This window comes from Bradyrhizobium sp. 521_C7_N1_3 (assembly GCF_052075975.1).
Taxonomy (GTDB): Bacteria; Pseudomonadota; Alphaproteobacteria; order Rhizobiales; family Xanthobacteraceae; genus Bradyrhizobium; species Bradyrhizobium japonicum.
Window position 1 is genome coordinate 7,361,532 of the sequence record NZ_CP197232.1, and the last position, 26,612, is coordinate 7,388,143.

Annotated in this window: 27 protein-coding genes and 1 pseudogene; 7 read left to right on the forward strand and 21 right to left on the reverse strand. The window is 62.5% G+C overall.

Annotated features, from left to right (window positions below):
- Entirely contained in the window at window positions 1-993 is a 993-nt protein-coding gene (locus AB7008_RS34705; RefSeq protein WP_304490707.1) for a 3-hydroxybutyryl-CoA dehydrogenase, read from the forward strand.
- Here AB7008_RS34705 and AB7008_RS34710 read toward each other — a convergent pair.
- From AB7008_RS34710 to AB7008_RS34735, 6 genes are all read right to left on the reverse strand, one after another.
- Entirely contained in the window at window positions 990-2,036 is a 1,047-nt protein-coding gene (locus tag AB7008_RS34710; protein ID WP_028156630.1) for a peptidase M29, read from the reverse strand. The genes AB7008_RS34705 and AB7008_RS34710 overlap by 4 nt on opposite strands.
- Before the next feature lie 40 nt (window positions 2,037-2,076).
- A complete protein-coding gene (locus tag AB7008_RS34715) occupies window positions 2,077-2,844 on the reverse strand; it encodes an ABC transporter permease (protein WP_028156631.1) in 768 nt (255 codons plus the stop codon).
- Window positions 2,841-3,626, reverse strand: a complete 786-nt coding sequence (locus AB7008_RS34720; protein ID WP_304490709.1) for an ABC transporter permease — start codon at window positions 3,624-3,626, stop codon at window positions 2,841-2,843. Before AB7008_RS34720 ends, AB7008_RS34715 begins: the two co-directional genes overlap by 4 nt.
- The gene (locus AB7008_RS34725; RefSeq protein ID WP_049826286.1) at window positions 3,623-4,468 is read right to left on the reverse strand and encodes an ABC transporter ATP-binding protein; all 846 of its coding nucleotides are present in this window, start codon (window positions 4,466-4,468) and stop codon (window positions 3,623-3,625) included. The genes AB7008_RS34720 and AB7008_RS34725 overlap by 4 nt, the downstream gene beginning before the upstream one ends.
- Before the next feature lie 124 nt (window positions 4,469-4,592).
- Window positions 4,593-6,287: a dihydroxy-acid dehydratase gene (gene ilvD, locus AB7008_RS34730; RefSeq protein ID WP_441260260.1), complete on the reverse strand. Its 1,695-nt coding sequence runs from the start codon at window positions 6,285-6,287 to the stop codon at window positions 4,593-4,595.
- 66 nt (window positions 6,288-6,353) lie between these two features.
- Window positions 6,354-7,337, reverse strand: a complete 984-nt coding sequence (locus tag AB7008_RS34735; protein WP_014493744.1) for an ABC transporter substrate-binding protein — start codon at window positions 7,335-7,337, stop codon at window positions 6,354-6,356.
- Window positions 7,338-7,504: 167 nt separating this feature from the next.
- On the opposite strand from AB7008_RS34735, the gene AB7008_RS34740 reads away from it, so the two are divergent.
- Window positions 7,505-8,431: an NAD(P)-dependent oxidoreductase gene (locus tag AB7008_RS34740; protein WP_028156635.1), complete on the forward strand. Its 927-nt coding sequence runs from the start codon at window positions 7,505-7,507 to the stop codon at window positions 8,429-8,431.
- Window positions 8,432-8,437: 6 nt separating this feature from the next.
- On the opposite strand, the gene AB7008_RS34745 is transcribed toward AB7008_RS34740, so the two are convergent.
- The 4 genes from AB7008_RS34745 to AB7008_RS34760 all read right to left on the reverse strand — a co-directional run bounded on the left by AB7008_RS34745 (window position 8,438) and on the right by AB7008_RS34760 (window position 12,363).
- Window positions 8,438-9,001, reverse strand: coding sequence for a flavin reductase family protein (locus AB7008_RS34745; RefSeq protein WP_028156636.1), 564 nt, complete (start codon window positions 8,999-9,001; stop codon window positions 8,438-8,440).
- Window positions 9,002-9,010: 9 nt separating this feature from the next.
- Complete coding sequence (locus tag AB7008_RS34750) at window positions 9,011-10,216, reverse strand: acyl-CoA dehydrogenase family protein (RefSeq protein WP_441260261.1); 1,206 nt, start codon at window positions 10,214-10,216, stop codon at window positions 9,011-9,013.
- Window positions 10,217-10,422: 206 nt separating this feature from the next.
- Complete coding sequence (locus tag AB7008_RS34755; RefSeq protein ID WP_304494236.1) at window positions 10,423-11,697, reverse strand: CaiB/BaiF CoA transferase family protein; 1,275 nt, start codon at window positions 11,695-11,697, stop codon at window positions 10,423-10,425.
- 237 nt (window positions 11,698-11,934) lie between these two features.
- A complete protein-coding gene (locus AB7008_RS34760) occupies window positions 11,935-12,363 on the reverse strand; it encodes a GNAT family N-acetyltransferase (protein WP_441260262.1) in 429 nt (142 codons plus the stop codon).
- A 554-nt stretch (window positions 12,364-12,917) separates the two neighbouring features.
- Between AB7008_RS34760 and AB7008_RS34765 the strand changes: the two are divergent.
- Window positions 12,918-14,446, forward strand: a pseudogene (locus AB7008_RS34765) (FAD-dependent monooxygenase).
- A 113-nt stretch (window positions 14,447-14,559) separates the two neighbouring features.
- Here AB7008_RS34765 and AB7008_RS34770 read toward each other — a convergent pair.
- The 3 genes from AB7008_RS34770 to AB7008_RS34780 all read right to left on the reverse strand — a co-directional run bounded on the left by AB7008_RS34770 (window position 14,560) and on the right by AB7008_RS34780 (window position 18,197).
- A complete protein-coding gene (locus AB7008_RS34770) occupies window positions 14,560-16,149 on the reverse strand; it encodes an AHH domain-containing protein (RefSeq protein WP_441260263.1) in 1,590 nt (529 codons plus the stop codon).
- A gap of 341 nt (window positions 16,150-16,490) precedes the next feature.
- Window positions 16,491-17,126 (reverse strand): imm11 family protein, encoded by a 636-nt coding sequence (locus AB7008_RS34775; protein WP_441260264.1) that lies wholly within the window; start codon window positions 17,124-17,126, stop codon window positions 16,491-16,493.
- A gap of 297 nt (window positions 17,127-17,423) precedes the next feature.
- Window positions 17,424-18,197, reverse strand: a complete 774-nt coding sequence (locus AB7008_RS34780; protein WP_014493722.1) for a DUF4261 domain-containing protein — start codon at window positions 18,195-18,197, stop codon at window positions 17,424-17,426.
- A gap of 403 nt (window positions 18,198-18,600) precedes the next feature.
- Here AB7008_RS34780 and AB7008_RS34785 point away from each other — a divergent pair, with 403 nt between their 5' ends.
- Window positions 18,601-18,801, forward strand: coding sequence for a hypothetical protein (locus AB7008_RS34785; protein WP_028156643.1), 201 nt, complete (start codon window positions 18,601-18,603; stop codon window positions 18,799-18,801).
- Window positions 18,798-18,992: a hypothetical protein gene (locus AB7008_RS34790; protein ID WP_028156644.1), complete on the forward strand. Its 195-nt coding sequence runs from the start codon at window positions 18,798-18,800 to the stop codon at window positions 18,990-18,992. The genes AB7008_RS34785 and AB7008_RS34790 overlap by 4 nt, the downstream gene beginning before the upstream one ends.
- A 39-nt stretch (window positions 18,993-19,031) precedes the next feature.
- Here the strand turns inward: AB7008_RS34790 and AB7008_RS34795 are convergent, their stop codons facing one another.
- The 4 genes from AB7008_RS34795 to AB7008_RS34810 form a co-directional block, all read right to left on the reverse strand.
- Entirely contained in the window at window positions 19,032-19,280 is a 249-nt protein-coding gene (locus AB7008_RS34795) for a hypothetical protein (protein WP_014493719.1), read from the reverse strand.
- Between the two features lie 569 nt (window positions 19,281-19,849).
- On the reverse strand, window positions 19,850-20,164 hold the full coding sequence (locus AB7008_RS34800; protein ID WP_441260265.1) for a hypothetical protein: 315 nt from the start codon (window positions 20,162-20,164) through the stop codon (window positions 19,850-19,852).
- A gap of 71 nt (window positions 20,165-20,235) precedes the next feature.
- Window positions 20,236-20,478, reverse strand: coding sequence for a hypothetical protein (locus AB7008_RS34805; RefSeq protein WP_441260266.1), 243 nt, complete (start codon window positions 20,476-20,478; stop codon window positions 20,236-20,238).
- Window positions 20,479-20,676: 198 nt separating this feature from the next.
- On the reverse strand, window positions 20,677-21,522 hold the full coding sequence (locus AB7008_RS34810) for a hypothetical protein (protein ID WP_041959231.1): 846 nt from the start codon (window positions 21,520-21,522) through the stop codon (window positions 20,677-20,679).
- A gap of 275 nt (window positions 21,523-21,797) precedes the next feature.
- On the opposite strand from AB7008_RS34810, the gene AB7008_RS34815 reads away from it, so the two are divergent.
- A complete protein-coding gene (locus AB7008_RS34815; RefSeq protein ID WP_014493715.1) occupies window positions 21,798-21,983 on the forward strand; it encodes a hypothetical protein in 186 nt (61 codons plus the stop codon).
- A gap of 34 nt (window positions 21,984-22,017) precedes the next feature.
- On the opposite strand, the gene AB7008_RS34820 is transcribed toward AB7008_RS34815, so the two are convergent.
- Window positions 22,018-22,191, reverse strand: a complete 174-nt coding sequence (locus AB7008_RS34820; RefSeq protein ID WP_080703974.1) for a DUF3606 domain-containing protein — start codon at window positions 22,189-22,191, stop codon at window positions 22,018-22,020.
- Window positions 22,192-22,924: 733 nt separating this feature from the next.
- On the opposite strand from AB7008_RS34820, the gene AB7008_RS34825 reads away from it, so the two are divergent.
- Entirely contained in the window at window positions 22,925-24,241 is a 1,317-nt protein-coding gene (locus tag AB7008_RS34825; RefSeq protein WP_049826287.1) for an NRAMP family divalent metal transporter, read from the forward strand.
- 131 nt (window positions 24,242-24,372) lie between these two features.
- Here the strand turns inward: AB7008_RS34825 and AB7008_RS34830 are convergent, their stop codons facing one another.
- The 3 genes from AB7008_RS34830 to soxC all read right to left on the reverse strand — a co-directional run bounded on the left by AB7008_RS34830 (window position 24,373) and on the right by soxC (window position 26,571).
- Window positions 24,373-24,657 carry a hypothetical protein gene (locus tag AB7008_RS34830; protein ID WP_028156648.1) on the reverse strand — a complete coding sequence of 95 codons (285 nt, stop codon included), beginning with the start codon at window positions 24,655-24,657 and terminating at the stop codon, window positions 24,373-24,375.
- A gap of 113 nt (window positions 24,658-24,770) precedes the next feature.
- Window positions 24,771-25,313, reverse strand: coding sequence for a c-type cytochrome (locus AB7008_RS34835; RefSeq protein WP_039152642.1), 543 nt, complete (start codon window positions 25,311-25,313; stop codon window positions 24,771-24,773).
- Window positions 25,300-26,571, reverse strand: a complete 1,272-nt coding sequence (soxC, locus tag AB7008_RS34840) for a sulfite dehydrogenase (protein WP_039152645.1) — start codon at window positions 26,569-26,571, stop codon at window positions 25,300-25,302. The genes AB7008_RS34835 and soxC overlap by 14 nt, the downstream gene beginning before the upstream one ends.
- Between the last annotated feature and the right edge of the window lie 41 nt (window positions 26,572-26,612).

The window sequence follows — 26,612 nt, forward strand, 5'->3', positions numbered from 1 at the left end:
ATGACCAGCCGCGCCAACATTGCCTGCCTCGGGGCCGGCCGCATGGGGCGCGGCATCGCCGTCGCGTTCGCCTACGCAGGGCATACGGTCACGATGATCGACATCAAGGGCCGTTCCGCGGAAGATTTCGCCAGTCTGGAGGCGGACGCGCTCGACGAAGTCAGGAAGACCTTTGCCAGCCTGTCGAAGCTGGGACTGCTGGGCGAGGCAGATGTCGATTCGCTTGTCGCGCGGGTCTCGGTGGTGCCACCCAGCCGAAGCGGCGCAGCGCTGTCCGGCGCCGGAATGGTTTTCGAGGGCGTTCCTGAGGTCGTCGAGCTCAAGCGCGAGGTGCTGGAGGCGGCTTCAAAACAAGTCGGTCCGGATACGATCATCGCTTCGACCACGTCGACCATCCTCGTCGACGATCTCGCCGGTGCGATCGTGAACCCTCGCCGCTTCCTCAATGTGCACTGGCTCAATCCGGCCTATCTGATCCCGCTGGTCGAGGTTTCGCCAGGCAAAGCCACCGATGCCGCCATCATCGATGAGGTCAAGGCGCTGCTCGAAGCCATCGGAAAGGTCCCCGTGGTCTGCGCCGCGACGCCCGGCTTCATCGTCCCGCGCATCCAGGCGCTGGCGATGAATGAGGCCGCACGCATGGTCGAGGAAGGCGTCGCCAGCGCCGAGGAGATCGACAAAGCGATCCGTTACGGCTTTGGCTTCCGCTATGCCGTGCTCGGACTGCTCGAGTTCATCGACTGGGGCGGCGGCGACATCTTGTACTACGCCAGCCGGTACCTCGAAGGCGCGCTCGGCAGCGACCGCTATCGCGCGCCGGACGTCATTTCCCGCAATATGCATGAAGGCCGGATCGGCTTGCGAACGGGTGCCGGCTTCCTCGATTATTCAGGCATGGACGTCGATGCCTATCGCGTGAAGCGGCTTCAGGCCATGGTCGACCTGCTCCGGCATTTCGGCCTGGCGCGCCCACCCGTCCTCGACCGCGGCTAGCCGAAGACGTCCTGCAGCACGCCTTCGCGAACGACCGCGACGCCGTCGAGTTCGATCGTCGTTCCCATCATGGGCAAATCAAAGTGGCCCGCCGTGTAGCGGCCGGCAAATTCGTTAGCGCCGGTCGAGAACAGGAAATTGCCGGAGACGGCACGAATTTCAGTGCCGTTGGTGTCGCGCTGGTCATACATCGAGAGGGCTTCATAGCGGGCCCCCGGATTCATGCCGAAACCGACATGCGAGACCGCATAGGCCTCGCGATCGCCCCACGCCGCGAGATAAGCGCGCATCATCGCCGCATCCGTGCCCTCGCCCTCCAGCTCGACGACGTAATCGTCTTTCAGCGTCATTTTCACCGGGGACGCCAGGTAGCGCTTGAAGGTCAGATTGATGTCACCGGGGGCCATCACCAACGTCCCGTTGATCGTTCCGCTCTTGGGAAAGCTAACCACGATGCCACCTGGCCAGTGCGCCAGCGTGCCCGGCTTGTCGGTCCAGCCCCACACGCCGACCGTGGACGCACCGACCATGTCAACGTCGAGCGCCGTGCCGGCTTTCGATGTCACGCGCATCCGCTTCGTCCCACGCAACAACTTCGCCGCCGCGCGAACACGCTTCTCGAGTGCGGGATCCGGCACCATCCGCTCCAGCGCTTCCGGGTGTTCGTTGGAGATCACCAGTATCCGTGCACCGGCCTTGAGGATCTCCGGCGTCTCCACCGCGTGCATCAGGCCCTCGATGGTGCAATCGACCACAAAGCCGGCCTGCTGGAGTGCGGTGATGACCGGACCAAGCCGCTGGATTGCCTCGCTTGCCCCGGTCGAGCGAACCGGCACGATATTCCGGTTACGCGGCGTCGGCATCACCACATGAAACGGCCGCGCGCCCATCCGCAGCAGGGCGAGCTCCGCCAAATGAACGTTCAGCGCACGCGATTGGGTTTCCGAGAGGATCGCCGCGGTGTCGCCGGCCTTGACGGCGCAGCGTTCAAAGATCTCGCAAAACGCGTCGATCCATTTTGCCTCGATGCGATCCGCCAGCATGGTTCACTCCCGGTCTTCTGGTTTCTTCTGTTCAGTCTGATCACGCTTCTGGGAAGCCCCGCAAGAGATACGATCGCACGGCACCCAGCAAGCCGTTCAGGATCAACCCCAGCAGCGAAATCGTGATCAGCGGTACGAACATGTCGACGGCCTGAAAGGTTCGGGCCGCCGTCACCAGCACATGCCCCAACCCGTCCGTCGACGTGATCATCTCGGCCAGAAACACCACGATGCAGGAAATGACAAGGCCGATCCGGCAGCCGGTCAGGATCGAGGGCATTGCGGCCGGCAAGACCACCTTGAACAAGATTTCATAGCGCGGCGTTCCCGCTGCCATCGCCGACCAGATCAGCTTCTGCTCGACGGCTGATGCGCCGTAATAGGTAGACAGCAAAATGGGAAAGAGTGCGTCCGCCGCCACCAGCGTGATCTTCGATCCGTGGCCGAAGCCGAGCAGAAGCAGCAGCGCCGGATAGAGTGCGACTTTAGGTAACGGCGCCAATACGCGCACGATTGGCCGAACCACCGCATTGATCGCTGGATTGGCGGCCGCGGCGATGCCGATACTTACACCGAGCACGACCGCAATCGCAAAGCCGGCAAACAGCCGGATCAGGGTCGCCGCGATCTCCTGCTGATACGTCCACGTCACGAGTTGCTGGAGCAACCTGCTGAAGACGTATCCCGGGGGCGGCAGCAAGACCGCAGGCGCAAAGCCGAACGATACGAGGCCTTGCCAAACCGCGATCACCAGCACAATTGGCGCGAGCCCGAGAACGACGTTTGCTGAGGGAAGACGCGACGTCATGAGAAGCTCAGCGGCATGTCGAACTGAGGCTCGGACCAGCGCACCAGCCGTGCGCGGACCCGCTCAAAAATCGCATCGAGGCAAATTCCCATCGCCCCCACGATGATGATCATCGCGAAGACGGTGTCGTATTGGCCCATGTCCAGCGCGTTGAACAGAATGTTACCGGCGCCGGACTGGCGAGCGATCATCTCGCTGGTGATCATCGTGATCAACGCCAGCACGAGACCGGTGCGACATCCGGTCAGGATCTCCGGCAGCGCCGCCGGCAACACGATCCGCACCAGCCGTTGCAGCGGCGAAAGTCCCATCGCGGCGCCCGACCACAACATCTTCTCTTCGACGGCCTGGGCGCCCTCAAAGCTGTGATAGATCACAGGAAGGCTGACGCCGAGGAAGATCACCAGCGTCTTCGTGATGTCGCCGACGCCCAGCCAAAGCATGATGATCGGCATCAGCGCCGCTTTCGGCACCGGATAGATCACCATCAGAAGCGGGCTGAAGAAGGCCGCGACGGCGCGGCTACGCCCCATCAACAGACCCAGCGGGATCGAAACGAGCACGGCTACGCCGAACCCGATCGCCATGCGACGAAGCGAGGCCAGGATGTTGATCAGCGACTCCTTGTCGCCAAGGATGTCCGGGATCGCGCGGATCGCCTCGATCGCCGTCGGAAAGCTGTCATTCTTCAGCGAGAGCGACGCGACCTGCCAGACCGCCAGCAGCCCGATGCAAGCGAACACCGGGGCGGCACGTCTGGCGGCGGCAGCCAGCGATGTCATGACGGCGATCCGGTCTCGTCGACCTCGTCGAACATGCGCTCGATGTCGACGACGTATTTCTGGTAGCGCGGATCGAGCAACAGCTCGTTGCGGCGACGCGGCCGAGGCAGATCGATGTCGATCACCTGCCGAATGCGGCCGGGAGATTTCGACATCATCACGACCTTGTCCGACAGGAAGACGGCCTCGTCGACCGAATGGGTCACGAACAGCACCGTCTTGCGGTCACGCTCCCAGATATTCAGGAGATCATTCTGGAGGCGTGTACGGGTGTGCGCGTCGAGCGCGCCGAACGGCTCGTCCATCAGCAGAACTTCAGGATGGTAAGCCAATGTCCGGGCCAGCGCGACGCGCTGCTTCATGCCACCCGAGAGCTCCTTGGGATAAAAGTTCTCATAACCTTTGAGGCCGACCATCTCGATCAAGGCTTGGCTCTGTGCTCCGGCCTCGGTGGCAGGCACACCTTGCTGGCGCGGGCCATACATCACATTGCCCAACACCGTCTTCCAGGGGAACAGAGCGAACTCCTGAAACACCGGTCCGCGATCCGGACCTGGGCCCGTGATCGTCTGTCCCTTCATCCTCGCCACGCCGCTGGTCGGACTGACGAAGCCGCCGACGATATAAAGCAGGGTCGACTTGCCACAGCCGGACGGACCAAGGATGGAGACGAAGGCTCCTTCCTCGATCGTCAGCGAGATGTCCGATAGCGCCAGATGATCCTTACGCGCCGAGGTCTGGAAAACCTGGGAGACGCGGTCGATCTCGATGATCGCAGATGCCGGCCTTTGTGACGTCACCGGATTCACCCATTCGCTCGATCTCGAAGGCACTACCCTCATCCCGTCTCTCGCTTGACTCACGCGCGAACGTCACACAACCGATCCGCTGATGTCCTCCATCAGCGGCTTGAGCTTAGCAAGAAACTTGCCAGACAGGCGGTCATTCTCGCACGGGCGCGGCGCGTCATTCGAACCAAGGCCATTCGGCAGGGCCCTCATGTGTCACGGCTCCGCCCGGCGCCTGTCCGACCAGCCGCGCATACTTTGCGAGCGCACCTGCACGGTGACGGGGCGGCCTCGGCTTCCAATCGCGTCGGCGCGCCGTGAGTTCCTGCTCGTCGACCAGCATATCCATCCGCCGGTTTGCGGCATCGATCCGGATCCTGTCGCCGTCGTGAACAAGCGCCAACGGACCGCCGACGAACGCTTCGGGGGACACGTAGCCGATGCACATGCCGCGAGTAGCGCCGGAGAACCGTCCATCGGTGATCAGGGCCACCTTCTCGCCCATGCCCTGCCCGTAGATCAGCGCGGTAACGCCGAGCATCTCTCGCATGCCCGGGCCGCCGACTGGCCCTTCATTGCGGATCACCAGCACCTCGCCCGCCGTGTAGGCGCGGTCACGGACCGCTTTGACACATGCCTCCTCATCTTCGAAGACGCGCGCAACACCCTCGAAGTGCTGACTCTTCAAACCTGCGACCTTGATCACCGCACCGTCTGGACAGAGATTGCCCTTGAGAACCGCCACGCCACCATCAGGCATGATCGGCGCACGAGACGCGTAAACGACCTCACCTTCGGGAGCGTTGGCCGCGCCATATTCTTCGGCGAGCGTGCGCCCCGTGACGGACAAGCAGCTCCCATCGATGTGCCCGCTCTGGATCAACTCGCGGATCACGACGGCAGCGCCGCCGATGTCGTAGACATCCTTCGCAGTGTACTTGCCGCCCGGTCGCAAGTTTCCGATCAGCGGCGTCCTTGCAAAGATCTCGCCGACGTCGTCGATTGTGAATGCGATCCCGGCCTCATTCGCGATCGCCGGCAGATGCAGCGCGGCGTTGGTCGAGCCGCCCGTGGCGGCAACAATCGCCGCGCCGTTCTCGAGGGATTTCCGCGTCACGAGGTCGCGCGGCAGCGGGCCGCCACGTTCCAGCATCGCCATCACCAGTCGCCCGGCGCGGCGCGAGATCTGTGCACGTTCGGCATACACACCGGGCACCATCGAGACGTTGGGAATGGTCAGCCCCATCGCCTCCGACACCATCCCCATCGTGTTCGCGGTAAACTGGCCGGCGCACGCGCCAATGGTCGGCAGGCAGGCGCGCTCGATCCGCTCGAGCGTGGCGCCGTCGATCTCTCCGGTCATGAAGCTGCCGACAGCTTCATAGGAGTCGAGCACCGTGAGAGTCCGCCCATCCACCCGGCCAGGCAGCGAGCTGCCGCCGTAGATGAAAATGGACGGTACGTTGCAACGAACCATGCCCATCATCACGCCGGGAAGCGTCTTGTCGCATCCGCCGTACCCGATCAGCGCGTCATAGGCGAGACCATGAACGACGGCCTCGATCGAATCGGCAATCAGCTCGCGCGAAAAGAGAGAAAACTTCATTCCCTCGTGATTCATGCTGATGCCGTCGGAGACCGACACGGTCGAGAATTCGCGCGGCGTGCCGCCCGCCTCCTCGATTCCCGTCTTGGCCGCGGCCACCTGGAAGTCGTGGGTCATATTGCAGGGCGTCTGCTCGCCCTTCATGCTGACGACGCCCACCATCGGCTTGGCGATCGCGGCGTCGTCGAGCCCCATTGCGCGCATGAAAGCGCGGTGCGGGGCCCGGTCGAGGCCGTCAGTCGTGACCCGTGATCGCAACTTCTTCATGCGCGCATCTTCTTCATGCAACGTCCGGGACGCCGCGCCCCCTCGTTCGGACAATTCGCCCGTTGCCTATTCCAGCGGCGCGACGATGGTCGCGTGCTTGAACTGCGTGGCATCCAGCTTCGGCAGCATTCCGGTCTCCGCGTAGATGTCCAGCATCTTCTGGATCGCGGGGAAGTTCGGCGCCGCACCCGGATCGCGGCCGAAATCGTTGTCCTTGAGCAGATAGGTCTCGAGCACCGGAATAGGCGCCTTCAGAACCTCATTCACGACCTTTAGCGTCTCTTCGCGGTTGGCCAGCGCTTTCTTCATACCTGAGGTAATGTCACGCACGTAGGCCTTCACCAAGTCGGGGTTCTTGTCGACGAAATCGGCGCGGCAGGCTTCCAGGATGTGCACGATGTTCGGCATCGCCTGCGACAACGAGAACAGCTTTCTTGTGCCACCCTTCGCTTCCGCACGTGCGGCAAACGGCTGGTTCATGTTGACCGCGTCGACACGGCCCTGGCGCAGCGCATCTTCGGACACGGCAAAACCGACCTCGACCAGCTTGATGTCCTTGGCCGGATCGACGCCATTCTGCTTGAGCAACAGGTTGAAGGGGCCTTGTGTGCCGCCGCCGATCACGGAAATGCCGACCGTCTTGCCTTTGAGATCGGCGATCGTCTTGATCGGCGAGTCATCCATCACCGCCCAATAGACCGAGAAACCGCCGGGCTTCTCGAAGACGTGCTGCGCCACGATGTAGGCCTTGAGATTGCCGCCGACCACACCGTTGGCCAGCGACAGCGGCGCTTGCGTCGCGCAATCCAGCGCGCCGGCCGCCAATGCCTGCGTCATCGGCGCGGTGCCCTGAAATTGGGTCCATTCGATATTGTAGGCCTTGCCGATATTGGGAAACTCGGCCGGCCTGCGCATCATCCAGTACTTGGATTCCTCGGCCGGGATGGTCCAGCCGACGCGAATTGTCTGCTGTGCCCATGACGGGCCCGCCCCCGCGCTCAAAGCCGCCGCCGCTCCCAAAGCCAGGATCCACTTCGAAACGGTTCGCATCATGCCCACTCCGCTGCTCCGGCGCCGACCGGCGCCGCCCAACCCGACTGGCGCAAATGTTTCATGGTTCAAACAATCAGGCAAGCCATGCGAGCCGGACGGTTTCGCTGTCCGACCTGCAATGTATGGTAAGGCGGCGTTTGCGCTGCGACAGAAGGAGGCAACCTATGGCTGATGCGAGCAAGACAAACCCGCAGGGCGTCGAGAGGCTCGGCTATCTCGGCCTTGGACTGATGGGAACGCCGATGACCCGGCGCCTGCTCAAAGCCGGCCATCAGGTCGCTGTCTGGAATCGTTCAGAGGGCAAGGTCGCTCCGCTCGTCGCGGCCGGCGCCAGGCGCGCAACCACCCCCCGCGACATGTTGGCGAACGCGGATATCGTGTTCATGTGCGTGACCGATGCCGCCGCCGTCGAAGAGGTGATCTTCGGACCCGAGGGTCTTGCAGCGGCTTCCGGCGCAGGCAAGCTCGTCGTCGACTTCTCGTCAATCCATCCCGACGCCGCGCGCGATCTTGCAGCGCGGCTGAAAGACGCGAATGGCGCGGGCTGGATAGATGCGCCGGTGTCCGGCGGCACCAAGGGCGCAGAGGAAGGCACGCTCGCCATCATGGCCGGCGGAGAAGCTGCTGACATCGAGCGGGCACGGCCCTATGTGCTGCACATGGCACGCAGGTTCACCCACATGGGCCCGATCGGGGCTGGCCAAACCACAAAACTCTGCAACCAGGTAATCGTCGGATGCGCGATGGCCGTTCTGGCGGAAGCAACGCGCCTTGCCTCGAATGCAGGGATTGACGCAGGCCGGCTGCCCGAGGCGCTCGCCGGCGGCTTTGCGGATTCCATCCCGCTTCAGCTCTTCGTGCCGCGCATGGTCCAGGGCATCCACTCGCCGCCGCTTGGCCATATCGCGACAATGCTCAAGGATCTCGACACGGTCGCCGATGTCGCCCAGGCGACGTCAACGCCGGTGCCGATGGCGACCCTCGCGGGACAGATATTCAGGCTGGCCAAGGCTGCACGCGGCGCCGACGCGGACGCTTTGGAAATCTACAAGCTCTCGGCCACAGACCGCCGAGCCGACGAGCGTCCTTGAATCGCCTTATGGCGACTTCTTGCGTTCATCATCAGCCAGGAACCGGCCATACCCCCCGCGCGCAAACAGCAGGGGCTCCTTGGCACTGTAGGCATAGGCCTCGACCGCTCCGAGAAAAATCACGTGGTCACCGCCATAATAGCGATTGACCGATCGGCATTGAAAGTTGGCGACACTCTCGGCAAGGACCGGCGCGTTCCCGAGGCCCGGGGTCCAGTCGACCCCGGCAAACTTGTCCTCGGACGATTTTGCAAATTTGTTCGCTAGCGTTTGCTGCGATGTGCCGAGTATGTGAACGGCGAAATGGCTGGCGTTCTGAAACACGGGGAGGCTTGAGGAATAGAATCCGAGGCTCCACAGGACCAGAGGGGGATTCAGGGAGACCGACGCGAACGAATTACAGGTGATACCATAGGGCTTTCCATCAGCAGCCATGGCCGTGATGATCGTTACGCCCGTTCCGTATGTGCCAAGCGCGTTGCGAAAATCACGAGGATCGATCGGCGAGTTGTCGCTGGCGAGTTCATTGGCTGGATCTGAAATGGCCGGCTGCTTCGGCAGATCATTCATCGGCCGGCCTCACAGTGTGAGATTCTCGGACGGCAGGCCCAGAGCCACCCGTCCGTAATTGGTTCCGGCCGCATCGAAGTTGAACGCAAGATGCGAGTTTATCGCGTGCGCGTCGCGGAACTGCCGCTGCAACACGCCCGTCGTGAACAGACCGCGCGCTCCGCTCGCCGCAAACAGCATCGAGACCGCGTCGGTGCACAGATTCACCGAAAATGCGCCATCGCGACGATATCTGGTCTTGGTCGCCATATCAGGAATACGACCGCGCCTCGCATCTTCCATTGCATTGACGCAGGCCGAACGCATGATCAGGCGCGCAGCGTCGATCTTGGCCGAAGCGTCCGCGATCTTGATCTGCGTGCTTTGAAAGTCGCTCAGCTTGGCACGGTTGTAGGTCGAGATGCGATGACGCGCGACCTCCGCATAATCGTCGAGGCATACTTGAGCGTTCCCCAGCGCGACGCCGGAGAGGACGTAGGGAAACAGCGAGAACACAGGTAGCGCATACAGCGGATTGGGATTGACCTTGCTTCCCGGCGTCGGGCCGCCGGCAAGATCGCCAACCGCAACCGTCATATAGTCGGCCACGAAAGCGTCCCTGACTTCGACGTCGCAGGACCCCGTCCCGCGCAGGCCCGCGACATTCCAGGTGTCCAACACCTTGTAATCGCCCTTCGGCAGCAGAAAGATTCGATACTCGATGCCGTCCGCCTCGTCGTCGGAGTAAACGACGCTTGCGAGCATGTTCCACTCGCAGGAGGCAACGCCGGAGGAAAACGGCCAGCTGCCGTGCAACCGGTAGCCGCCCTCGACCCTCGTGGCGCGTCCGGCAGGAAAAATGAAAGAGGACGCAATCAACGCGTCCGGATCGCGGTCCCAGACCAGATCCTGCGCCTTTTGCGCGAACATGCCGAGCATCCAATGGTGGCTTGCCAGGTTAGCGAGATTCCACGCCACTGACGCATCCGCCATTCCCAGCAGTTCGGCGCAATCGACAAGAGCGACATAGTCAAGCTCGGCACCGCCGATGCGCTTCGGCTGCAGCATGCGGAACAGGCCGGCGTCGTGGAGATCCTTCTCGGTTTCCGTCGGAAGATGCCGCAGTTCCTCCGTGCGGGCAGCCCGCTCTCGCAGCCGCGGCACGAGCGCCCGGGTCCTCGCGATCATTGCCGCATAGGCGCGTTCGCCGGCTTCCTGCCCCGTCGGCTGGCCCATGCTCGGCTCTTGACCAGGCGCCATTCGAGTCCCTCGCTTTCACATAGTTATGCGGCGGGAACTTCGCCAAATCAAGCTGGGCAGGGTTAACGTTGCGTGGTCGCCCTGCACCCCGGCTGTTCGCAGGAATGCGATGTCGCGTATACCGTCTTCTCAAAGCAGCTCTCCGCGAGCTTTGCGATGCCTGGCTCCACAGAGCCGACCGCTCAGGCTTGGCCTGAGGTCGATGGCTTGCCTGATCCAAAGACGCCCAGCTGAGTGAACTCCGAAATCCGGCGCTCGTCGTAGCCGAGCGTATCACGCAGGACGTCTTCGGTATGCTCGCCTAACAGGGGCGCAGCGACGGGATCAATGGCTCCCGTCAGGCTCATATTGATTGGAGGTTCGATATTGGGGACCCACTCTGCCGTACGGTGCGGAATCCTGTTCAAGCGATGGCGCTCGCGGGCCTCGGGCGCATTGAACCCCTCCTCGACCGTTCGAAGATAGCCGACCGGGATATTGGCCAGCTTCATCTTCGCCATCCAATTCTCGAGGGTATCGCTCGCGAAGACCTCTGCAATGGCTGCCCGCAGGAGCTCCTTGTTCTCAGAGCGCGCTTTGCGCGACGCGAACTGCGGATCAGTGATCAAATCGGGCCGGTTCAGCACCTCGACCACCAGCCGGCGATAGAGCCGGTCATTGGCGCAGGCCATGTAAAGCGGCCCATCGGAAGCTTCATAGACACCGACAGTGGGGGACCCGCTCGGCGAATTGCCGAACCGGCCAGGGTTTTCGCCGTTGATCAGATAGGCCATGCCGTAGAAGCCGGTCATGCCCATGGCGACGTCGAACAGGGCGACCTCGACATGCTGCCCACGGCCGAGCCGATCGCGCGCCAACAGCGCCAGCAGGATGGCGTTGCAGGCGGACATCCCCGTCGCCATGTCCACGATCGGCGGGCCGGTACGAACCGCAGGCCCATCGGCAAACCCATTGAGCGACATGAAGCCGCTTTCCGCCTGCGTGATGGGATCGAAGCCGGGGCGTGAAGCGAACGGCCCGGTGCGTCCGTAAGCGGAAATCGAGCAATAGACCAGCCGCGGGTTGAGCGGCGCGACCGCCTCGTAGTCGAGGCCGAATTTCCTCATGACCCCGCTCGAAAAATTCTCCACGACCACATCCGCCTTCCGGATCAGGTCCAGTGCGATCTCGCGAGCCTGCGGCACGGTCAGGTCGAGCGCGATACCGCGCTTGTTGCGGTTCAGACTCAGATAAGCGGCGCTTTCGCCGCCGATTTCGGCGTGCTCATAGGCGCGCGTATCGTCGCCGCCATCCGGATTCTCGATCTTGATGACGCGTGCACCGAAATCGGCAAGTGTCTGTGTGCAGGCCGGCCCCGCCACGACGCGCGTGAAATCGACGACCAAGAGACCGTCGAGCGCGGTAGGCGCGCCCATCGCCCGCGACGAACGTTCCGGCAATTGAGGCTTGGTGGGCATCGACGGCGCTCCCTTACATCGGCTTATGGGTGCCGAATTTCCTGCAAGAGCAAACTTAAAGCCCGGCGCCGCCAACTTCGCAAGTGCTTCACCCGCATCGCTTCAATACGCAAAAAGGGCCCGGCAGCCATCAAGCTGCCGGGCCCTCGAACATTTTTGGCGTACGCGGCCGCACTGTGTCTCGCACTGACCATCCTACGCCGAGAAAAGCACGTTCCGCATCACGGGAAACCCCACTCAGCGAAGCCACTTCCGCCAATAAAGCGTGTGCGCCCAGGCCCAGGGCACCTCTGGCTCGAAGAGCCGATAGCCCGCCTTGATGAAGTTATTCGCAGAGACGGGATTGTCTGTCGTATCGGACACAATGGCATCCCATCCGACACGCCGCCCCCTCGCCTCGATCACACGCATCAACCTGCGCTGGAGTCCCCGCCCCCAATGCCGCTGCAACACGCCGACCCTGGAGAAGTAGCCGCCGTTTCGAACATGCGTCGACGGTATGACGTCGGCAAATGCGACCGCCTCATCGTCATGATAGGCAAGCCACCACGCCCCCAACTCGAATTGCGGCACGGCCGCCGCATCGAAGAACGTCGACCGATGCAAATCAGCCAACGTGTCGAGGACGTCGTCATCGGACGCATCGACGATACGAATTTTGTACATGAGACGGTCCGTGTGCGGGAAATTGCATGAGTGCAAGAGCGGCGATGTCGCCGCCGTGGCGACTCACTTGCCCAGCACGACCTTGACGCCTAGCCAAACGGCGCCCAAAAGTCCGGTCGCGAGCGCCGATGGGCGCCCCTTGAACGTGGTCTTGCGAGTGCGTGGCCTGATGCGCGGCCACCGTCCGATCTCGAAATCGAGACGAAAAAACCCGCGGCGGATGCTTCCGGCGCGGGTGAACCAAACTCGTCTCGATGATGTCATTCTGCCGGTGTTTTGCCCGACGTGTCAAACCTTGTGTTGAGTGAAATCGTCGTCACACGAAGCAGAAACAAAAAAGCCCGCTGCGGATCCGCGCGGGCCGAACCAAACGTCTTTCGATGATGCCATTCTGCCAGTGTTTTGCCCGACGTGTCAACGCAGCGAATGCGGAAGGAGGAGCCCTTCCTCCCAGCTTGATATGTGGTGCGCAAGGGGCTTGCTTCAAGCCCCCCGCCCTGCCGTAGAACCCCCGCCCCAATGAACATCCAAAGCGGCAACGCGAGGGGGTCCACATGCCTGTATTGCTTCCGTCGTCCCGGCCGCGCGGCCGTTCCGAGCGGGCCGGTGCCGGCTGCGCGAGCCACCATGCCGTGGTGATCGCCGGCGGCGGCCCGACCGGTTTGATGCTGGCCGCCGAGCTGGCGCTCGCGGATGTCGACGTCGCCGTGGTCGAGCGGCGCGCGGATCAGGAGCTCGTCGGCACGCGGGCCGGCGGATTGCACGCGCGTACCATCGAGATCCTCGATCAGCGCGGCATCGCGGAGCGCTTCCTGCGCGAGGGGCAAGTCACCCAGCTCGCGGGCTTCGCCTGGACCAGGCTCGACATCGGCGATCTCCCGCCCGGCACGCTTATGGCCTCGCGCTGCGGCAGCGCCACATCGAGCGCATCCTGGCCGACTGGGTCGAGGAGCTCGCGGTGCCGATCCATCGAAACTCCGAGGTGACGGGTTTCGTTCAGGACGCGACCGGCATCGACGTTGCGCTCTCCGGCGGCAAGACATTGCGCGCGAGCTATCTCGTGGGCTGCGACGGCGGTCGCAGCCTGGTGCGCAAGAGGGCCGGCATCGATTTCGCCGGCTCCGATCCGACGCTCAGCAATCTCATGGGCGAAGTCGAGATGCGCGACGAGCCGGCATGGGGTCTCCGCCACGACGCCATCGGCTTTCATGGCCTCAGCAAGGCGGAGAGCGGTCGCGTGCTGGTCGTCGTGACGGAAGCGACGCTCGACCGCACCGGCGAACCCGGCTTGCGCGATCTCAGCGATGCGCTCGTCGCCGTGTACGGCACCGACTTCGGGGTCCAAAATCCCGCCTGGATCTCCCGCTTCACCGATGCGGCGCGGCAGGCCGTGTCCTATCGGCGGGAGCGCGTGCTGCTCGCCGGCGATGCCGCGCATATCCATCACTCCGTCGGCGGGCAAGGCCTCAACACCGGCGTGCAGGACGCGGTCAATCTCGGCTGGAAGCTGGCGCAGGTGGTCAGGGGCATTTCGCCCGACGGCCTGCTCGACACCTACCACACCGAACGTCATCCCGTTGCCGCGCGCGTCTTGCGCAACACCATGGCGCAAATCGCCATGCTCCGCCGCGGCGAAGCCGGCCTCAAGGCCGCGCGCGATGTGGTGTCCGACCTGCTCGCCATGGACGAGCCGCGCAAACGTTTTGGCGCGATGATGAGCGGGCTCGATATCCGCTATGATCTCGGCGAGGGACACGAACTGCTCGGGCGCCGGATGCCCGATCTCGACCTCACGGTCGATGGCTGCCCCCGAAAACTCTTCGCGCTGCTGCACAGCGCACAGGCTGTGTTGCTCAATTTCGGCAAGCCCGGCAGCGTCAACATCGCGCCCTGGGCAGATCGCATCGGAACAGTCGACGCCGGCTACAACGGCGCATGGGAGCTTCCGGCCATCGGACAGGTCACCGCCCCCGAAGCCGTGCTGGTGCGGCCCGACGGGCATGTGGCGTGGGTCGGAGATGAGAGCCAGCGCGGACTTGCGGATGCGCTGACGACCTGGTTTGGGCCGCCGGCTGCGGTGTAGCGCGCGCACGTCAGAGACGCCATACAAACAAAGCCCGCGGGATTCCGCGGGCTTGATCCGAACTCATCTCGATGATGCCATTCTGCCAGTCTGTGCCTAGGACTTCGACGCCTTCACTCCGGCCGAAGCAACGGCCGTATCCAGCGCGCAAACCATTCTTCAGCATCATTGCGCGGGTGGCCCGGATCATCCACCCCGAAGATCGGCGGCGGAATGATGTAAGGCGGCTCATCCGCGAACGCGCCGATCGGCATGTTCGCCTGTTGTGCACGGCCCTCGCCAGTCGGCTTGCTCCAGCTGCCAAACCGATCGTCGAATTCCGTGGAGGGCAGATACGGGACTGGCGCACTCCCTGATGTGAAGACGCTGCTCGCATTTGTCGCGTTGACGCGGGTGAGACGCCGAACCTCTTCGGGTGCGACTGCTCCCGCGGCAGGAGGGGTCGGCGCTTGTTGTACATTCTGGGCAGGCATAGTTCCGGCTGGCGTGTCGGTCCAGTTTCCGAACCGATCTGCAAAGGTGCTGGCGGATGGCTCGAGAGGATCCCCCCATCCATTATCAAGGCGCTGGACAGGAACGTTAACGTCGAACGGCTTATAGGGAGCTGCTCCGTTGGAAAAGACGCTGCCATCTGCAACCTTGGCATCGCTGGAGATGGTTGCCGGGAAAGCGGGGCGAGTGAGGGCGGCAACAGTTGAGCCTGCGAGCAACGCCGCGCCAAGGCCTTGTACTCCAGGTATCATCATCGCTCCTGTACCAAGCACAGCCGCCCCCATCAGCGATGCAGAGCCCTGATCAGGAGGTGCCTGCGGCCCCAGCACCTGTGATCCATCAGAGAGACGCGTGAGTGGCTGGCCTGTCTCCGAATGAAACTGCAAGACTTGCGGCTCCGGCGGCATAGCCACGCTGGGAGGCACTTGCATCAGACGTCGCCAGCCTGAGGGAGGGACTGGAAATCCTGGCAACCCATAAGTGAGAAGCGGATTGCTTGGTGTAAACCCTTCCGGCTTATTCGTCCCCTCAGGAGAAGGCGGAATGAAGCCTGGCAAGCGGGTATCGACAAAGGGCGGAACGAGGCCCGGAAGGTCAGGCACAGGACCGATGCTGGTGAACTGCAGCGAAATTGGCGAGCTTTTCCGGGAGCGCTCTAAGATTTCGATTCTCTCTGCCATGCTAAGATCGCTGGTCGGTGAGGTAAGCGGCCAATACAACGCCGCATCCCGCTGACCGGCATTATAGAGCTGATCGATTGTTTCCTCCATCTGCCGGATCTGCTCTGCATTGTCCGCCGCATACTTCTCACGGTTTGAGAACCATCCGTTGTTCTTACCATTTGCCTCCTCAGTCGTCATTTTCTCTGGAGTATTGGGAAGCAGATCGCCGTTCACCACAGCATACTTGGCAGCGGCTACAAGCGCGTTCACGTCTGAAGCTATCTCGTTCAGCGCACGTGCATCGCCCGCGCTAGCCACGTCGAACCTTGGGGACACTCTGATCTTCTCGAGATAGTCGCAAAATCCCTTGTAATACGTTCTGAGATGTCCCCCCGTATGTGGACTTGAACTAAGTTCGGTTGCCAGGGGCTGCCTTGACGGCAACGCGACTAGATTTCGAATCGCATCATGATTGAAGCGTGCCCCCAAGAGACGGATGACCGGATGATCTGCAAATTTCTGCGGTAAAACGTGATGATCTTGGAACATAGGGCTGCTACTTTCTGGCGCAGGCCAGCATCCGTGCTGCTGGTGATCGCAGCCGGCGGATCTGATTTGAAATGCTTGGTAGATGGCCGGCGGCGAGAGCCGGCCTCTTTGCGTACGCGCTAGAAGTCCATGCGGCCGCCGCACCCGGCATCGCCGATCGGCACGCCGCGCCTACAACGTCGTCGCCTTTAGGTCCGCGTGACGACGGCAGCGATCCGTACTATTGAAATGAAATCGGGGCATCCGCCCCTCTGCTAGAGTCGTCAGAGTCGTGCGAATGTCTTCGGCGAGCCCACAAACGGACAAAGCCGGATTCTCCCCGAATCTCTACGTGAAGAAGACTAGGGACGAAGGCTATCGTAATTGAAGTAGGGATCTCCAAAGCTTAGGCCTCTAACGCCGGCAGCCTTACAGGCGTCTTTCATTGCCTGGTCGCAAATAATCCTCGTCTCTAGAAAGCGCGGCCGGAAAATATGAGCCGAACCGATGGCCTCCTCCCTAAAGACAAAGCTTGAAATCGCCGTGTTATCGTACCGCCTGAAATCTGTCCCATCATCCAGGATTTCGACGATCGACTTTTCCTCGTCGATGACCTCGAGCTTGCGGACAACATCGCAAAGCCAATAGACGGGCGCATCTCCACGCAACGACCGCGTTTCGCACCTCAGGAACGCCACGCCGTCGCTATCCACGGCTTCCAGGACCCTCTTCATGCGATCGGATACGAGCCAGAAGTCGTGAAATGGCTCCCAATCGACCGGCGGCCGGCCGAGAGATTTGTCGATCAGCAGCCGTGGCGTTTCGGCCAGCGCAGGAAAGCTTCGCTTGCCCCGTGGTGAAAGCAGCACGCGACCGGCGCCAAGGGCGGCAAAATTCTCCATTTCCAAACCGGGGCGCGTGTGGATTCTGAAATCCAGCCCGACACGATAGAGTTTCGGCCCCTTCGGCCTTCGCTTTGGATTACGGGATACAGCCATAAAATTATGCTCCTGCCGAATATACGTCCGGCTCATCACGTAACGGTGGGCGCTTCGCGCCTTTGGTCGGTCACAATGAAGACTGTCGTTCTGTTACCCATGCTCCGCCCATTGAACATCATGCCTGCAGGGCGACGTAGAACCAATATCAACTGCCAACAAAAAAGCCCGCGGCATCTCCGCGGGCTTTGTCCGAATTCATCTCGATGATGCCATTCTGCCGGTGTTTTGCCCGACGTGTCAACGATCGACCTTGAACGACATCCCGCACATCCCTTCGCGCATCATCACGCGGAGTCACGCCGAACCATCGCTACAGAAAAGCACAGGCAAGCCACCGAACTGATCGGAGTCCTTGTGACGAACCGAAAAGCGCTCGCGCGCGTCTCTACCAAACGTATCGCCATCCTTGACCACCGCTCCGTGTTCGACCAGATAGGCGGCAAGACCGTCGACCTTGTTGAGCAATGTTCCAAGGGACAGCTTGTGGGTCTCGAATTGAATTTCACGTTCGGCAAACGCCGCCAGCCCCATCGTCACTGCGCCGATGCCCGCCTCTGATCGGAAGGGGAGTATGTCGATCCAAAGCGAGCAGGGATAATCCGGGAACGGCGCGAGCGATCGGCTGGACAGGTCCAGCCATAGATCGGTGGATCGTGCGACCTTGCCGTTCCACACGACGGCGCAGCATTGTGGCATGGTTGCTATCAGCGCGCCGATGACTGCAGTCGTCAAACGGGCGGTGGGTAATGGTCGCTGATTCTGGCCAAGCACCGAAACGATCAGATGCCCTCGGTGCCCCGCCGCGACCGCTTTGGCCTGCGGCCATATCGTGGAAGCGCGCGACCACAGGCCGGTATCTTCTGGAATGGGTGCCGGCATCGCCATCACCACAACGAGTTCGTTGCCACAGCGGATCAGCGGCGAACCCTGGCGTGCGCTCCCCTCGCCCCCTCCTTCCACCTCCATCGGCAGTTCGGGATGTCGCGCGCGAATGGCCTTGGCGAGCGCGACCATGTCCGGAGTTGCAGGAGTCTCCAACAAGACCAAGGCAAGAAACGACTTACTCATTCGGCCGCCTCAGGTAAGTTTCGAGGCGTGACTGACGATCGATCACGGCTCGCTCATAGGTTGAGTTGATGCCAACTAGAACATAACGGGAACAATGTCAACGCGTGCTCGCCCGGTACTTCACGCTTTTGCTGTTCCGACCGATGCGCGAAAGTCCATGCATGCGAGTTCGCTGCCTGGCAGCGTGTTCGCGCTCGACCTCTCGGGGCTGACGGTCCCCCCGGCTTAAGGGACTAGAACCTCGCCGCGACGGGCGCTCGAGATTTCCGGAGGAATGTATCAAATGTTGCAGACGCCCGCCGACGACAGGCCTACAGTCAGCCATCACCGCGCGGCACGGGCATCGGTCGGTGATGAGAACGCCAGTTGCGCTCCCGCCCCACTCTAACGAGGGAGCAGTGTCATGCTTCGGCGGCGTCGTTTCAAACAGTCCAAAACTCTCCACGAGCGGCTCGCAGACGAGGCCGCACGTCTTCGCGAGGAGGCCCGCACGCTTGCGCCGGGGCGCCGCCGCGAGATGCTGCTGCGCCGGGCGCGGCAGGACGAGACGGCAATCCAGATCGAGTCCTGGCTGCATTCGACGGGCCTGAGGGCGCCGACATGACCCGGCAATACCGCGCCTATCTGGTCGACGAGAACGGCGTGTTTCGCTCCGCCGAAGCGTTCGAGGCCGACTCCGATGCATCCGCGCTTCGCGTCGCACAACAGTTCACGCGCCGGGGCGACGTCGAGGTCTGGCATCTCGACCGGAAGATCGGGCTGTTGACGCAAGCCACGCCACCCGTCGCAGCCTGACCGGCAGCCACGCTGCCGCAGCCACCGCACCGAAAGGCGTCACTCCTCCGCAAGCTTGCGCTCGATATAGGCGTCCACCGTCTCGGCGAAGGAGCGCTGCACCCCGACCGCGGCACCGTGCTGGTCGAGCGCGTCGCGCTGGAGCACGCGCAGGCCGCGCCCGCGGAGGCTGGCCGGCGCGGTGTTCAAATATTGATCGATGGCGCCCTTGGCGAGCGGAATGGCCCTCGGATCACCCCTTGCGATCAGGAGACGCAAGAGGCTCTGGCAATCGGCCAAACCGGGCATGGCGCCGCCGTCAGCGTTGCTGCGATTTCGGCTTCGGCCGCTTGACCGGCTGGGTATGCGTGCCGAACAGCGCCAGCAGAAACGCGACTTCTTCCTTCGAACCGACCTGGATCATGACTTGTCTCCTTCTCGCTCCGTTGGTCGGGGCCAACGGGCGCGGCGTTCAGGACAATCTGGTTTCAGCAATGTTTCAGGCGTGTTTCGTCGAGACCGAAAACGATCTCCGGAAAACGATCTTGAGGTGCCTGCTGAACGTCTGGCGGCGATGCCGCCGGTGTTTTTGTCCCACCTAACTCCTGGAAACGGCCCCGGCGCGGGACGGGGGGCTGGGGGCGCCGGAGCCGCCATTCCAGGCCGGCCATCGGCGGTGGGCCGACCACACAACCAATTCGAGTTTGCAGCAGGAAGTTCCAAAGCGGGACCTTACGATTCCGCGACCTCTTCCCCACTTTCTTCCGGCTGTTGACCGCCTTCTTTACGGCCGACGCCTGGTCGCGGATTTCTTGGCTCTTAGCCGACATCATACGTCTGCTCGCTCGCCGCGCGCGCGGTCTGAATCCCATCCCCGTTCACGGGCGTGCGTGGCCGCGTTGCTGCTCAATTCCGTGCGGTACGAGGCCGCCATTGGCAAGACCAGTCCGCGGGGCTGCCGGCGGCCGGCGCGGAACGAAGAGGCTGTGCACGAGAATAGGCTCGCTGTCGCCGAGCCGTGCCCGCTCCTGAACCAGGCCGCTCATCACGACGCGCATCTTCATGATCTCTTCCGCCACGAAGATGCAGTCCTCGTCGCGATTGATCTGCTCGTGCATGATGGCCTCGGCCTCTCGCATGCTGACGCGTAACGCTCTGACGATGTTGCGGATTTCATTGATGCGGTTGTCCACGGCCCATCTCCATTTGATGATGGCACAATAAGAACAAATCATGAACAAATAGTCAATGCGAGGGGAGATCTTCACCCCGAGTTCATGAGGTCGACCCTAAACCCCGAGCCCATGACCGCACGCAGGTAGGAAACATGTCCTTTGACCCGATGGCCGCTGCGGTTGACTGGCTCGATGCCTAGCGCCGCGACATCGAGACCATTCTGGCAATGTATGCCGATGACGCGATCATCCATTGCGCCTGCGGCGGCCTGAAGACGATTTCGACCCGGCAGGGCCTGCGCGCCTATTCGGTCGAGCGTCTCAGGGATCATCCTGCTTCGCATATGGACGATCTCCATCCGTCCGAGGATGGAGCAGCCATTTCCTATGTCGCGCGCGACGGCGTCGTGAGCGCGATCCTCACCTTCAATGCGTCAGGTCAGATTGCTTCGTTGACGTGCGGACCTTTGAACCAGGGCGCGTACGCTGAAGCGGTGGGGATTGGTGCGGTCATCCGCCCAGGCAACTGGTTACGTGCCGGTTGTCACGATGCAGTTGATGACAGACGGGTAATCACTTTGCTCCTGCAAGCGAATGAATTCCTTGATTGCGCGATAACACGTCGGCATCGACGCACTTCCACCCATGCTTTGGTTCGCCCAACGATCCAGCATGACATGCGTCTTGACGATTTCTGCGTTCGCCGCGCGCAGGATACCGATGGAAGGCTCAGCCGTTTCAAACAGATATTTGTGGAAGCTGATCACGAAAGTATCGCTTCTCGGCATCCCGTCGCCATACGGAAGAAGGTCCACATCCCGCACGGTCTTTATATTTTTGTAGAGCCACTGCGAATCGATCAACGCTTTCCCAATCCCTCTTCCCTCAACGCCAAGCGGAGCAACCCACTCGGGGCCCGGGGCTATGGTGGACCAAAAGATCACGCGATCATCACGGCGGTTCTCCATCGCCTTGAGCATGCAGAGGAAGCGTTCCTTTTGCGGATCGTTCGAATGCTCCACCTCGTACTGGAGCTTCTTGAGCTTGTCGGGCCAGGGTATGGGTTTAGGTGGGGGCGGAGGCGGCACAGCGGGAAGATAGATTTTGCGCAGCTTCGGGTCAGCCCCGAGAAACGCGTAGTTGCGCCCCCCGTCACGGCTGTGGCGGCAACCCACGAGCTCGCGCAAATACCAATTCACCTCCTCGGGAACGTGCGTTTGGAAATTGAACTCGATCAACGCCCACGCATCCATGTGCTCGCGCGCCGCAATTTTCCACCAGTCGTCCGTATCCAGGACCGGATATTCGCGCCCGCCTTTGGGCGGCCACAAGCCGCGTTTCTGCACTGGATTAAGAGGAACTTTGATATTGACCATTCGACGCCTCCGCACAGTCCGAACCGCAGCGCATAGCGAAAGAAATGAAGTTTCGCCGGACACATCGGAATGGCAACACGCCGGCGACGCGCCGGATATGAACTATCTCACATTGTTCTGGCGCCAGCCGCTCACGGACAATCACGACATCGTTTCCCCGACGGGTCAAACTTTAACCAAATGCGGCGAAGCGGATTCGGCGAAATGAAATCTCCCCGCGCCATGCTGGGACATGTCCCTTGCGAGGGCGCATGGGCAGGCTGGAGATTCCGTCGATGTACTACGTCGCCGCCGCATTGCTGGTGCTGTCGGGACTGTTCTACTCCGCGAGCCATCACGAGCTCGGCCAGTTCGGCGCGAACGTGTGCAGCTATGGCAGCACGTTCTGCGACAACCCGGTGGTCGTCTTCACCGGCGGCGCGCTGGCCGCCGCCTGGGGCATGTTCGTCAGCATCAAGTAGCAGCACGCGTTTCGGCACGAATGCGTTGGACGCGTTACGTCGCCAATTCCTTGCGGACGGCGGCGGCCGAATTGCCGACCTTGTCGACGGCCTTTTGCAGCTCCTCCTTCGATACGCCGAGCGCGTGCGTCCAGTACTTGACCTCATAGGCCTCGTGCATGTTGATCTTGCTGCGGTCCGGCTGCCCGCGCTTCGTCAGACTGTCCATTGTGTTTCCTCCCTCACGGAAGAAAAACGCCACCATGGACCGGCCGTTCCAAGCGGCAGAGCGAGACTCACAGGGCGGGGCTCACACGTCGGAGACTCAGACGTTCAGCCACAGCATGGAAGCCAGCACCGCTGAAAAGACAAACAGCCCGGCAATTGCAATTCTGAAAACCAGATCGGCGGCCAAATGTGCCCCCTTTTGTCGTTGCAAATTCTTTGCCGTACGGCGCGCGGCCCGGCCTTGGGCAAGGCAGCACCGCACCGTGACTTTGCTGCCGGGGCGGGTTGGAACGGCCCGTCAAGCGGCACCGCAACGCGCTCATCCAGCTTTGGTTCCAAATTTTCGGAAGGCGCGAATCAGAGCAACAACGTTAACCCCGCCGGACGGCGGGCGCTACTGGCATGAGAACCAGTTCGTGCGCGCCGGCGGACAGTCGAGCAAGTGCTGCCTGATTGCCGACGGCTTCTGTGTCCAGGGATCGACCGGCCGTCGGCGACATGCTCTGGCGCGAGAGGCTGGCGACCGTTTTGAACGGGAGCAAACGAAGAGCCCGCAACCGGTGACGGTGCGGGCTCGACGATCTCTGCTATGGTACAACTCTACAGGTGTTTTGCCCGACGTGTCAAAGCAATGACGAAGCATTGGCGTCAGCAGACGGCGGCGCCGGCCGACGCAGGAACCTTGCGGCCATGATCGCGCTTAAAGCACGCTTCGCAATTCCGGAAGGTCAGCCCTGTCAAACCGATCGAAACAGCACGCCGCCAAGCACGACAGCACCGAAGGTTCGGCGAAGTCCGGGCCGGGGCTGCTGAAACGGCTGGGGCCCGGCCTCATCACCGGCGCGGCCGACGACGATCCGTCGGGCATCGCCACCTATTCGCAGGCGGGTGCGCAATTCGGCTACGGGCTGCTCTGGACGGTGTTTCTGACCCTGCCGTTCATGATCGCGATTCAGCTCGTCAGCGCGCGGATCGGCCGGGTCACCGGCAAAGGGCTCGCCGCCAACGTCCTGCAGCTCGCGCCGCGCTGGATCGTGCTGGGGCTCGTCTCGCTGCTCGTCATCGCCAACACCTTCAACATCGCCGCCGACATCGCCGCGATGGCGGAGGCGCTCTCGCTGGTCATCGGCGGGCTCAATCACGAGCACGCCCTGATCTTCGCGGCGGGCTCGACCCTGCTCCAGGTGTTCGTGCCCTATCGCCGCTATTCGCCGGTGCTGAAATTCCTGACGCTGACGCTGTTCGCCTATGTCGCCACCGCCTTCACCGTGAATATCCCGTGGAGCACCGCGTTGCTCGCCGCGGTATGGCCGAAGGCGACGATCAGCGCCGACTATTTCCTGATGGTCGTCGCCGTGCTCGGCACCACCATCAGCCCCTATCTCTTCTTCTGGCAGGCCTCGCAAGAGGTCGAGGAGATGAACCAGGGCAAGCGCGACAAGCCGCTGCGCGACCTTCCGAGCGGGGGCGCCCCTGAAATCGCGCGCATCAAGGCTGACACCATCGTCGGCATGCTGCTCTCCAACAGCATCGCCTTCTTCATCATCCTGACCACGGCGACCGTGCTGAACGGCAATGGCGTCACCAGGATCAACTCGGCGACGGAAGCGGCCGAAGCGCTGCGTCCGCTCGCCGGCGACTTCACCTTCGCGCTGTTCGCGCTCGGCATCATCGGCACCGGCCTTCTGGCGATCCCGGTGCTGGCGGGCTCGGCGGCTTACGCCGTTGCGGAGATTTTCGGCTGGCGCGCCACGCTGGAGGCAAAGCCGGAAAAAGCGGTCGGCTTCTACACCATCATCGCGGCCGCAACCATCATCGGCTTCGGTCTCGGCTTCACCGGCATCGACTCGATCCACATGCTGGTATGGAGCGCGGTGCTCAACGGCATCGTTGCCGTGCCGGTCATGGCCATGATGATGCTGATCGTCTCGAGCCGTGCAATCATGGGCCGCTTCAAGGCCCGATCACGGCTGGTCGCGCTGGGCTGGCTCGGCACCGCGATCATGGCGCTGGCCGTCCTCGCACTGCTCGGCTCGTCCGCGATCGGCTGACCAGACCGGCGGCCGCGACGCCGAGATCTGCGACGCCAAGATCTGCGACGCTAAGATCTGCGACGCCAAGATCTGCGAAGCGACGACGATGATGAAGGCCGCGGGCACGGCCGGTACGCTGATGAACCGTATTACGGCGTCACCGGATTGACGGTCGGAGATGTCTTCGGCCCCGGCCGTTCCGGCTCGACCGGCGACTTCGGGGCGGTGGGAAGCACCCTGGCGCCGGCGGCATGTGCAGCCTCGCCCGTGGTTGCATACATCGCGACATGAGCCGGCTGCGTCTTGGCGCGGTTCCACGGCCCGTGATCGACGATCAGCATCGCAACAATCGTCAAGCCGGCCACGATCAGCGCGATCACGCCGGGATGGCGAAGCGCCGAGGACATGGAATTTGCGAAGCGATCTGTTGTCATCGAAGGACCCGTGCTGTTTCCTCTCGCGGGTTAACTCAAACGTATCCCGTGAGTTCCGGCCTTCGCTTAAGCAAGTTCCGAGCCACTGCGCGGAACTGATCGTCCCGATACGATCACTTTTTCACGTCCGGGCGCGCGTCGCCGACGAAGCTGTCGCGGTTCGGCATTTTGACAGCCGAAAGCGATCTGGCATCGAGTGTCGCATCCGCTCCCACCAGCCCGTTCAGGTTCAGGATATAGGCGGACACCGCATAGACATCCTCGTCGCTCAGCGACTGTGGCGCGTTCTGCGGCATGGCGCGGCGGATATAATCGAACAGCGTCGGTGCATAAGGCCAATAGCTGCCGACGGTGCGGATCGGCCTGGCCGTTGCGATCGTGCCCTGCCCGCCGACGAGCCGGTCCCCCAGCCCCCCCTCGCCTTTATCGCCATGGCAGGACGCACATTGCTGGGCGAACACCTCGCGCCCATGGCTGACCGAACCGCCTCCCTTCGGCAGATTGCTGCCGTCACGTCCGACATCGATATTCCAGCCCGCGATCTCCGCAGCCGTCGCAGGGCGACCGATGCCATAAGGGCTTTGCGCCTGCGCTTCGCTCGCGAAGGCACCCAGCGCGATTGCGACGGCAACGCCGCAGCTCTCACGCCAGCGCATTGGTCACCTCGCCGTCGGCTGCGATGCGCCAGGGCCAGATCGCGTTGTTGTGGTAGAAATAGTTCTCGCCGCGCACAGCGAGCAGTTCGGCCAGCGTCGGCTGCACATAGCCGGTCTCGTCGACGGCACGGCTCTGGATCACGGCCGGCTTGCCGTCCCATTGCCAGGGCAGGCGAAAGCGCGTGAGGGCGCGCGTCAACACCGGCTCCTGCAATCGCGCGTCCTGCCAGCTCTTGCCGTCATCGACCGACACCTCGACGCGCTTGATCTTGCCATGTCCGCTCCAGGCGATGCCGGTGATCTCGTGGAAGCCGGGCGCGCTCAGGCGATGACCGCCCGAGGGGCGCGTGATGATCGACTTCGCTTCCATGTAGAAGGAAAACTCGCGCGCCGTGCCGTCGGGCAAGAGATCGGTGTATTTCGAGGTCTCTTCGCGCGAATAAGTGGGCTCCGCGGTCACGTGCAGGCGGCGCAGCCACTTCACGCTCATATTGCCTTCGAAGCCCGGCAGGAACAGCCGCACTGGATAGCCCTGCTGCGGACGCAAGCGCTCGCCGTTCTGGCTGTAGACCAAAAGGGCGTCCTCGAGGCATTTCTCGATCGGAATGCTGCGCGTCAGCGCGGCGGCGTCAGCGCCTTCGGCGACGACCCATTTGGCGTCGGGTTTCAGTCCGGCCTCCTGGAGCACGAGCTTCAGGCTCACGCCGGTCCATTCGGCGCAACTCACCAGACCCACGAGGTCCGACGCCGTCTTGCCATAGGGTTTTGTGTAACCGGGATTGCCGGAGCATTCGAGGAAGTGGATGCGCGACTCCGACGGGAAGCGCCTGAGATCGTCCATCGTGAAGATCAAAGGCCGCTCGACGAGGCCGTGCAGCATCAACCGATGCTGCGCCGGATCGATGGTCGGAACACCGCCATGATGCCGCTCGTAGAACAGTCCATTCGGCGTGATGATGCCGTCTAGCTCCTGCAACGGCGTCCGGCTGGAGGCCGATATGTACTGCTTGAGAGTCTTCGAGATGTTCTTGACGACGCCCTTCTCGAACGGTGACGGCGCGCCATAGGGCTGGGCTCCCATCGGCTCGCCCGGCGCCTTCATCCATTCGGGAATGTTGGGCGGAAGGTTGTCCGTCTCCGCCGCGGACGACGCACCAGCGCCCAGAACGGCGCCGCCCGCCACCGCGGTGCCGCCTTGCAGGAAGCGACGGCGTGTTGTTCTCGCGGATTTTCCGGCGGCGTCTATCGTGCTGCTCATTGCGGATCCTCGGCTGAAGCGCGCCCCGCATCAAACCCTCC